This is a genomic window from Pontibacter anaerobius, assembly GCF_026241195.1.
Lineage (GTDB): Bacteria > Bacteroidota > Bacteroidia > Cytophagales > Hymenobacteraceae > Pontibacter > Pontibacter anaerobius.
Map to the genome: position 1 here is coordinate 1 of NZ_JAPFQO010000019.1, position 6187 is coordinate 6187.

Sequence of the window (6187 nt, forward strand, 5' to 3'; positions counted from 1 at the left end):
CCACAACCGAGCCGACCCCAACTACAACGGAGCCGGAAACGACTACAACCGAGCCGACCCCAACTACAACGGAGCCGGAAACGACTACAACCGAGCCGACCCCGACAGGCGATGAAGGGTCGACTAGTTCTAACAAGACTAAACCGGGTAAAGGTAATGGCAAAGGCTTATACAAGTAATTGCTTGTAGTAAGTATTTATCTGAATTTTTTTATCATAAAGTCAATTTCTTAGATGCCCTGTCGCATATTTATGCGACAGGGCATTTTACCTTTTTACCGAACTAAAAGTGAGCCTTTTACTTGATAGTGTACATCAAATTTTGAGCGGAGGTACTTTTAAAAGGCGTTTGGTTATAAAAACAATTATGATAAAATAATCTTAGAATTACTGATAGGGTAGAAGTATTGTTTAGCAATTGATGTATAAATGGAGGCACAATCCTTACTAGTGCTGCTTACTACCAGATGTTTTGTTGGTTAATTCTAAAGTAGTTAAACCTCTGACTTCAAAGTCTCGTCTGTCCATAAAGTTAGTCCTTTTAAGTTTGTGGGAGAGGAAATTACTCGCTGGATCGGCGCTGATGGTTACGCGTCTGCACTTCTGCGTGGCCGCCACTTCGCCTGCCACCGCTCCAAGAAATGCCTGTAGCATGCCCGCTCCGTCGGGGTGGCAGTAAAGATCCTGCAGCGCCGCCTCCTCTGGCCCTGCACCCGGCGCGCCGAGCCAGACGCAGAGCAGCAGGCGCCCTTCCTCTGCCAGTGTGTAGCTGTGCTGGCGGGTCTCGAACCTTACCATCGCCTCCTCAAGGAACTCCCACCGGGAAACCTGCGCCCGGGCTGGCCGGTATAGCAGCAGGTCATCTAGGCTGTCCCTGCGGATGCCCTCCGGGGCAGGCGGAGGGGAAGTGGCGGGCCAGAGCTGGTAGGTCTCCTGTTGCTTCCCGGCCGAGCGGGGGAGCAGGGATTTGGCCAGCTGTACCGGCCCTAACTCACGCATTACCCGAAACCTTTCTTTGAGTAGGTAAAGCTTTTTTATCAATGACAACTTTAAAGTAAGAGGGTTAATGTTTCTTCGAGTCAAGAATAAATAAACGCGTTTACGAAACATGCTTTTTATATAACCCAGAGTGCTGCTGGTGACTGTTAGCTCATAAACCTGGTTATAATCGGTTGCCAAAATATCCTTATAAGGGTCATCACCAGGTGTCAAATCAAGCAAATCAATTCCTTCCCGCTCCATTTGTAACCCTAACTTAAGAAAGTGTACAAACCCTAAAGAATAGTTCGCATAGGTCGGGTCGTAGGATTTCATCCCTTTCAGGCAAATTTGATCTGGGGATATAACAGCTTCACAAGTAGCAAGAACTTTACTGTCTAACATTAAAGCAGAAACATGTAATAATTTTTTATCAAAGAGACTAAGCTTTAAGTTCCTTCTTTTGTCGCTTACATCGAAATGGTTCTTATTATATCTTGCCGCTTGCCTAAAATCCCACTGAGTTGCGATCAAATCATAGATCGTTGCGAAGTTGTTCTTATCTGTAATTAGCTCAAATCTGAAGTTGCCCATTCTATTCAGACGACTATTCTTTACTTTATAGTCCTTTTTTTTAAAAAGGAGTTTAAAGCCTTCATTTTTAATATTCATGATAGGGGATTTGCGTACACCTATCACACATTTATGCTTCCATTGTGGGTCTTTAGCCCATTTTATTGAAGCGTTGCCTGGCACATACTTTAGTTCTATTTGATGTCTGGGATACAGCTTACATACTTCCGTTAAAGCTTGCTTTATAAACGCATCTGCACTAACTTCTTCTGATAGCCATGTCTGGTATTCAGCATCAAAATGCCCAGCTCCAACTATCTTGTTCTTTGCTACATTCAAGGCTAACAAACCTGTTAGCTTTCCACGACTTGTTGCTATAACAAGAATAGGTGGGAACTCATGATGATATACTTTATACCAAGTCAATACATATTCGCTACTTTGAAAGATTGTTGCCCAAGGACATTTTTCATATAACTCTTTCCAAGAAAGTAGAAACTCCTCATCAAGTAGCTTTTTCATAGCGTTTTCTCCAGAGAGTAACGAAATGCAAGTGTCTATCTCTAGCGTAGTATGAGAAGGAAAGTTTAGGGTAGTTGTTTCCATAGAGAAATATTTTAATTAGGACTTTAAATAATGTTGATTAAGAACTTGTTAGTGTAGTAGGTAGCCCTTTATAATAACCAACTTAAGGCTTTACTCGCTGTATCGGCGCTGATGGTTACCCGTCTGCATTTCTGCGTGCCCGCCACCTCGCCTGCCACCGCTCCTAGGAATGCCTGTAGCTTGCCTGCTCCGTCGGGGTGGCAGTAAAGATCCTGCAGCGCCGCAGCCTCCTCTGGCCCTGCACCCGGCGCGCCGAGCCAGACGCAGAGCAGCAGGCGCCCTTCCTCTGCGAGCGTGTAGCTGTGCTGGCGGGTCTCGAACCTTACCATCGCCTCCTCAAGGAACTCCCACCGGGAAACCTGCGCCCTGGCCGGCCGGTAGAGCAGCAGGTCATCTAGGCTGTCCCTGCGGATGCCCCCCTGGGCAGGCGGCGGGGCAGTGGCGGGCCAGAGCTGGTAGGTCGCCTGCTGCTTCCCAGCCGAGCCAGGGCGGTAAAGCAGGGATTTGGCCAGCTGCACCGGCCCCAGTTCAAGCATTACCCGAAACCTTTCTTTTGCTCTATGTACTTTCTTTACTAATTTATATTTCAGCACTTTTCTGTTTATTCCTAACCTGCCAAGATATCTCCACACCAGCACTATTGCCATATCTTTAGCGTAAGACGGTAAACTTCCTGATATTCTTAATTCATGCGCCTCTGCATGCTCTGTTGCTAAACCGTATTTATACGGATCATCTCCTGGGGTAAGGTCAAGTACTTTATATCCCTCCTTGGCTAACTGTTGGCCTAAAAGAAGAAAATGTAAAATTCCGGGGGAATACTTGCCAAAGGAGGGAGCGTGAGAACTTAGGCCCCACAGATGAGCCCAACCTCTATCCGCTATACTTATGTTTGAAGCAATTATTTGGTTATTGAGTTTCAGGACAGTTGCATGAAAAAGGTTTTGCTCAAAAAGAGCGAGAAGAAAGCTTTTCTTTAGTGGGTCAACCTCAAAATAGGCAATGTTGTACATTGCCACTTTACGGAAGTCATTTTGAGTAATCAGCTCATTAATAACAGAAGAAAAATGTAAGGAATCTGTAATACGCTCAAATTTTAGCTTTCCTAATTTGTTGAGTCGATTAATCTTTTCTCTTCTGTTTTTCTTTCTTAGTTCCTTTGTTATACTTACTTCATTAATAAGAAGTAATGGTTGTGTAAAGCGCCTGAGGACACAGGTTTTTCTCCATATAGGATTCGATTTTGTCCAGCTAAGTGGTGTTTTGTCTGGTAGAAATTTTAAATGAATATCGCTCTTTGGGAATATTTTTTGAATCTCATAAAGTGCGGACTGTACAAACTCTTCCCCATTAGAGGGTTCAGCAAGCCAAGTTTGATATTCTGCATGCTTCGCGCCAGCACCAACTATGAGGCCACTGCCATCGCAATACTTTCCTAAGGCTAGAAGGCCCACAAGCTTTTCCCCCCTTTCTGCCTTAACCAAAATAGGTAAGAACAGTTTGTGATACATGCTGTACCAAGTGGTAACATACTCCTTCCCTTGAAATATTGTAGCCCAAGGACAAGATTGAAATAGTTCATCCCATGCCGTTAGGAATCTTTTATTTCGTAGAAGTTCTAATACTTCTCCTCCTGTTAGCAACTGTATAGCTTCCTTTTGCTTTGCCTGAACAGCATTTAAATCATTTATTTCCATGCTATTTTTCTCTATTAAATTGATTATTACCACTTCTTTACATCTGTAGGTTGTTATGCCTTGTCCAAGTATAAATGTCTTTATTGTCTCTCAGATGGATTTATCAAGGCTGTCGGAATGGAAAGGGCAGGAAAAATGAATATGATATTGTAGCTGAAAGGTAAAAGCTTTGAAATGGCCTATCAGTAGTAGAGTTGTGTTACTTGCCACATGTAATGTAAATGCTTAAAGGTAAGCAGAGGTTTTGCTTAAGTGTAAATCAGGTTATTTACCGTCTTGCTTATCTGGTTTATGTAATTAGTGAATGTTCTATCCTGCATGTGATTTTGAGCACTTTGCACCAGCCTTGCTCTCAAGTCAGGGGCAGAAAAAAGTTTATCAATCGAGCTCTTTATAGATAGTACATCTCCTGGAGGTACTAGTATTGAGTTTACACCATTAATTGCATAACCTTCTAAACCAGATACTTTAGTTGCCACTACTGGTACTCCCTGTTCTATTGTATTCATTAATCTTACTTGTCCTACACTTGTGAAAGTCTCCTCTAAGCATAAAGCGTAAACAGTCGCACCTTTAACATAAGCATCATGTTCTTCTTGAGGTATATCATGTAGTACGGTGGCCCTACCTTGTTTATTGAGTTTGCTTACTCTTTCAAGGTGCTTTGATGTGCAGACAACTAACAAGGGCCAATCACTATTTTCTGCTACTTTAAAAATGGTCTCCCAGTCCACGTTCGCTCTGCCACTAGCCATCACATAATTTTGTGCCACTCCATTTTCATCTCTACTGATACTTGTGGCCGTTGTTGAGCTTTTGTTCAACCTTCTCTGATCGAAATGTAGAGGCCATGGGATAAAGCTAAACCTCTCTTTGGGAATCCCAAAGAGAGCAGAATAGGTGTCTATCTCTGCTAAGGTTAAGACTTGGGCTCTAGCCAAGGAATATCTGAGGCTGGGCCCATAAATATATTTTCGCCATAAAGGCCAAATTAGTTTAAGAATTTTATTCTCAGGTTTGGTTTGAATAAATTCTAGTAGAACTAAATGCTGTCTTTTTCTGAATATAGCTTCAAGTATCGCTAAGACAGGTGTACCGCTACTTGCAAGATATGTTACTATCAATCTGCACTTGCGTCCAGCCATAAAAAGAAGAAAACCGCGGATCCACTTTGAGCGTTTGCTTAGCTGGATTACAAATTCACTGTGGTTCTCCTTTAAGTAGTCTTCAAACGAGTAAGCATTTCCTTTAAAGTGATTATAGTACCAGCAGTCAAAGAGGATTCTTTCCATATTGGTGAGCTCTTGTGTATTGAATAAATGCTTGATTCACTAGAGTATGTTGCGTTGCCAGAAGTCAATATCATTTAAAATGCAGTTGATGCACAGTAAAATTAATGTGGCTTGATTTTGTTAGGCTTTTATTAAAAAGCTATAAATTATTGCGTAATCATAAGTTTGGAAGTTTCATTTAGGAAGCTATCCAAGCGTGAAGAAGGAATGAAAGCAAAGTTGTTTATGTACATTCCTTTTTTTTGATAACCATCTCTCCAATTACCCACATTTTTGCTGTCTTGGTGGACTTTGCAATTAAATTTAGATAATGGTGTTACCTTGCCGTCAAATAAAAAAAATCCAGAGTAGCCAAGGACTGCTAGAAAATTAGAAACATCCTCTATTGAATGCTTTTTATGGCGCTCTTCAATCTCAATAAGAAGCGTTGGGTAATTATTTATGATAGTTCTTCTTGCACCTTTTAGTACAGATAGTTCATGACCCTCCACATCTATTTTGATATGACCTACCTCGTTCAAATTGTACTCATCTAACGTACGGATAGGAATGCTTACATCAATTCTGTCACTGCCACAATTATCCTCTAAGGAATTTTCCTTCTCAATAGTACTCCTTCCGAGATCTTTAATAAGAGTTTTCAGAATAGCCTCACCACTTTTATCTGAAAGACCAACAGCCTCTACTAAAGCATTTTTTGTAACTGATGCTAACATGGTTTTTAGAAGATGTGCCTCATCATGTCTGGGTTCAAAAGCAATGCAACTTTTTGAGTAATCCAGCATGTGTACAGTGTAAACACCATTTGCAGCGCCGACATCAACAGATATCATCTTTGGGTTACATAAGTAGGGTAGCAAGTGTAACTCATCTTCCCTAAAGTTTTGTCTTAGAAAGTTAAAGTGTGAACGCCAGTAGAAACTAGGTGCAAAGGATTTTACGAATTGGACCAGCAGTGCTTTTAAGGAATGTGGTAGTGTTTCCATAATTATGTCTTTAAATAGTTATTTGTTGTCTGATAAAAGTTCCGGCTCGGTTATGC

At 41.8% G+C, this 6187-nt stretch carries 4 protein-coding genes; all 4 read right to left on the minus strand.

The window, feature by feature from the left end; translation table 11 throughout:
* Positions 1-446: 446 nt before the first annotated feature.
* The 4 genes from OO017_RS19765 to OO017_RS19780 all read right to left on the minus strand — a co-directional run bounded on the left by OO017_RS19765 (position 447) and on the right by OO017_RS19780 (position 6131).
* Positions 447-2072: a GNAT family N-acetyltransferase gene (locus OO017_RS19765; RefSeq protein ID WP_266054438.1), complete on the minus strand. Its 1626-nt coding sequence runs from the start codon at positions 2070-2072 to the stop codon at positions 447-449.
* Positions 2073-2224: 152 nt separating this feature from the next.
* Positions 2225-3853 carry a GNAT family N-acetyltransferase gene (locus OO017_RS19770; RefSeq protein WP_266054439.1) on the minus strand — a complete coding sequence of 543 codons (1629 nt, stop codon included), beginning with the start codon at positions 3851-3853 and terminating at the stop codon, positions 2225-2227.
* A 248-nt stretch (positions 3854-4101) separates the two neighbouring features.
* Positions 4102-5145, minus strand: coding sequence for a glycosyltransferase (locus tag OO017_RS19775; RefSeq protein WP_266054440.1), 1044 nt, complete (start codon positions 5143-5145; stop codon positions 4102-4104).
* 146 nt (positions 5146-5291) lie between these two features.
* The gene (locus OO017_RS19780; protein ID WP_266054441.1) at positions 5292-6131 is read right to left on the minus strand and encodes an FkbM family methyltransferase; all 840 of its coding nucleotides are present in this window, start codon (positions 6129-6131) and stop codon (positions 5292-5294) included.
* Positions 6132-6187 lie beyond the last annotated feature (56 nt).

What these genes read in the sequence shown, in the direction of transcription:
- OO017_RS19770 (WP_266054439.1), bottom strand. Translation starts at nt 3,853, where the DNA reads ATGGAAATAAATGATTTAAATGCTGTTCAGGCAAAGCAAAAGGAAGCT.
- OO017_RS19765 (WP_266054438.1), bottom strand. Translation starts at nt 2,072, where the DNA reads ATGAAAAAGCTACTTGATGAGGAGTTTCTACTTTCTTGGAAAGAGTTA.
- OO017_RS19780 (WP_266054441.1), bottom strand. Translation starts at nt 6,131, where the DNA reads ATGGAAACACTACCACATTCCTTAAAAGCACTGCTGGTCCAATTCGTA.
- OO017_RS19775 (WP_266054440.1), bottom strand. Translation starts at nt 5,145, where the DNA reads ATGGAAAGAATCCTCTTTGACTGCTGGTACTATAATCACTTTAAAGGA.